General features: G+C 68.1%; 1 protein-coding gene and 1 pseudogene. One reads left to right on the top strand and one right to left on the bottom strand.

Going from position 1 to position 3,339, the window contains the following annotated elements:
• A pseudogene (locus tag VXC91_RS43835) lies at nucleotides 1-422 on the bottom strand (NF041680 family putative transposase); the annotation flags it as partial.
• A gap of 643 nt (nucleotides 423-1,065) precedes the next feature.
• Here VXC91_RS43835 and VXC91_RS43830 point away from each other — a divergent pair.
• Nucleotides 1,066-3,216 (top strand): M4 family metallopeptidase, encoded by a 2,151-nt coding sequence (locus VXC91_RS43830; protein ID WP_329512926.1) that lies wholly within the window; start codon nucleotides 1,066-1,068, stop codon nucleotides 3,214-3,216.
• Nucleotides 3,217-3,339: the final 123 nt, after the last annotated feature.

Genomic DNA, 3,339 nt, shown 5'->3' with positions numbered 1-3,339 from the left:
TGCCGGTTCTTGGAGCCGGGTGGGCGGCCAGGACCGGGACGGCTGGGTTTGGGCACGCGGGCCGGGCTGGCGAGGTGTGGGCGGATGTGTCGGAATCCGCGCCGGACACGAGTCGGGGTAAGGACGACGCCGGGGCGGGTGGTGTTCTCCCAGGGCTTGCGCTGGTCGGTGGCGAGCGGGGCGGCGAGGCGGAGTTGGGTGTGAACGGTGATGACGAGCCACGTCCAGCGGTCCGCCGCCTCGGGTGAGCGGAGCCGGGGCCGGGTCCAGCCCAGGGACTGTTTGAACAGGCGAAACGTGTGCTCCAGGTCGAATCTTCGCAGGTGGCAGGACCAGACGAAGTCGACGTCGGACGGGTCGGCGCCGGTGGCTGAGGACCACAGTCGGACCGGTGGTGCGTCGCGGTCGCCCGGCAGGGGGTCTGTCAAACGACACACCCAGTCGGTAATGGGGGGCTTCGGCTTTTGCTCACTCATGCCAGGGAGGAAACCGCCAGGGTCCGCGTAACTGATCACGATCGCGCATGCGGCAAGCAGCGGTTGCCTTGTCACGCGTACCTGTCGTCGAGCGACGCCGAAGAAGCGCGCTTCAGCGGCGGAAGTACCCAACGAAGGTTGAGGGTTGGTCGCCGACGGCAGTGGGCAGTGTGACTGACGCAGCGACTGAAGAAGATCACAACTGACAATGATCCGGCGGTTAAAGGCCTGTCCGTGATCTGTAATGACCTCCTTACAAGGGTAGTTCACGCCGCACCTTCACACCCGCTGCAGACACAGAGGAAGGCCGCGATCTTCGGCCTCCCCGTCGAAGAGGCCGTCGCTGCCGCCAGACGGCCGAACGGAAGGACTCCACGAGTTGAATTCCTCCACCAGCAGGGCCGGATCCCCACAGGGCTCGCAACGGCCCCGACGACGCCTGGCCGCTACCGCGGCGATCGCGGTCGCAGTGCTCGCGGTCTCCGCGCTGCCCGCAGGCGCAACCTCCGCTTCCAACCCATCCGGAGACAACCGGGCATTGGGAGCGCTCCCGCAGGTCAAGGCCACGGCGAGACCGGGAGTAGCGGCAATGCGGCTGTCGCCCGGGCAGCGCCAGCGCTTGCTCGACCAGGCGGTCGACGCGGCACCGGACACCGCCCGTTCGCTGCGTCTCGGCCCTCAGGAAAAGCTGATACCCAAGGACGTGATCGAGGACGCCGACGGCACGGTTCACACCCGCTACGAGCGGACGTACGCCGGACTGCCCGTGCTCGGCGGTGACCTGGTGGTCCATCAGCGACACGGGCCCCGCACCGTCACGTACGCCTCCAAGGCGAAGTTGACCGTGCCGACGACCAAGGCCAAGGTGTCGGCAGACGCGGCGAAGAAATCGGCTCTGAGCACCGCGGCGGCGAAAGGCACCCGCAAGGCGGGCTCGCACAGCGCCCCCCGCCAGGTCGTCTGGATGATGAACGACCGGCCGACACTGGCCTGGGAGACGGTCGTCACCGGCGTGCAGAGGGACGGCTCCCCCAGCGAACGCCACGTCGTGTCCGACGCCGCGAGCGGTGCCACCCTCGAGAACGCCGAGCACGTGGACTCCGCCCAGGGCAACAGCCTCTACAGCGGGAAGGTCACGATCGGCTCCACCCGTCAGGACGACGGCACCTACGCCCTGATCGACCCCCAGCACGGCGGTCACCGCACCCTCGACTCGACCGGCAACTTCCAGGGTGTCCTGGTCACCGACGACGACGACGTGTGGGGCGACGGAACGGCCGCGAACCCCCAGAGCGCGGCGGTGGACGCGGCCTACGGCGCGCAGACGACGTGGGACTTCTTCCACGACAACTTCGGCCGCAACGGCATAGCCAACGACGGCCGAGGCAGCTACTCCCGCGTCCACTACGAGGCAGTGCAGGGGGTCCACCTCGCCAACGCCAACTGGCAGGACGGCTGCTTCTGCATGAGCTACGGCGACGGCGCGGACGGTCAGCACCCGGTGACGTCCCTGGACATCGCCGCGCACGAGATGGCGCACGGCGTCACCTCCGCCACGGCCAGGCTGGGCAACTTCGGCGAAGCGCCGGGCCTCAACGAGGCGATCAGCGACATGATGGCCTCCGCCGTCGAGTTCTACGCCGACAACCCCAACGACGTCCCCGACTACCTGATGGCCGAGCTGGACGACCTCCACGGTGACGGCAAGCCCATCCGCTACATGGACCTTCCCTCCAAGGCCGGCATCAGCTCCGTCGGCTACGCGCCCCTGGACTACTGGACGCCGGAGACGACGTTCGCCGAACCGCATATGGCGGCAGGGGTCGGAGACCACTTCTTCTACCTGCTCGCCGAGGGCAGCGGCAAGAAGACCATCAACGGTGTGGACTACGACAGCCCCACCTACGACGGACGGCCGGTGGCTGGCATCGGCCTGAGCAACGCCGCCGCGGTGGTGTACCGCGCGCTCACCGTCTACATGACCAGCACTACCGGCTACCAGGACGCCCGGACCGCGACGCTCCGGGCCGCCGCCGACCTCTACGGCGGCAAGAGCGACGCCTACGAGGCCGTGGCCAACGCCTGGGCGGGCGTCAACGTCGGGAACGGCTACATCAACCACATCGCCGTCGACCCGCTGCCGACCGAGCCGGTCGCAACCGGACAGCCCGTCAGCCGTCAGATTAACGCGACCAGCAGCCGCCCCGGCGCGCTGACCTACTCCGCCAAGTCGCTGCCCCAGGGCCTGTCGATCGACGAGAGCACCGGCCTGATCACCGGCACGCCCGACAAGGCCGGCGACTACAGCACGGTCATCACCATCACGAACGCGGCCGGTGACACCCGGACGCTCCCGTTCACCTGGACCGCTCTTGAGTCCGGCGGGCACTTCTTCATCAACCCCACCACGTATGTGATTCCGCAGTGGGGGAAGGTCGAGTCCCCACTGGTCGTCCGTGGCAAGCCGGGCAACGGCCCGAGCGACCTCAAGGTCACGGTCGACCTCGATCACGGCTTCAGCAACGCCCAGGTCCTCGACCTGATCGCCCCCGACGGGACCGTCATCCCCGTGAAGAGCTGGGGACCGTGGGAGCTCACGCCTGAGCTGCACGCAACCTACACGGTCGACGCCTCGGCGGTCCCGACGGTCGGCACCTGGAAGCTGCGCGTCACCGACGGCACTCCGGGCTTCTACGACCTGGCCCCAGGCCATCTCCAGCGCTGGAGTCTGACCTTCTGAGGCCCCACACCCAAGGACCGTAACCGGCCTCTGACGCGGTAGAGAGCGCCATGGCCACCGCTTGATCAGTAAGGGGTGTGCCCCCTGAACATCATGGGGTGGCCGTGAGCTTGATCCTTAAGG

This window comes from Streptomyces chiangmaiensis, from assembly GCF_036281785.1.
GTDB lineage: Bacteria > Actinomycetota > Actinomycetes > Streptomycetales > Streptomycetaceae > Streptomyces > Streptomyces chiangmaiensis.
Note: the sequence above shows the minus strand (reverse complement) of the source record. Positions and strands in the feature narration are given on the sequence as shown.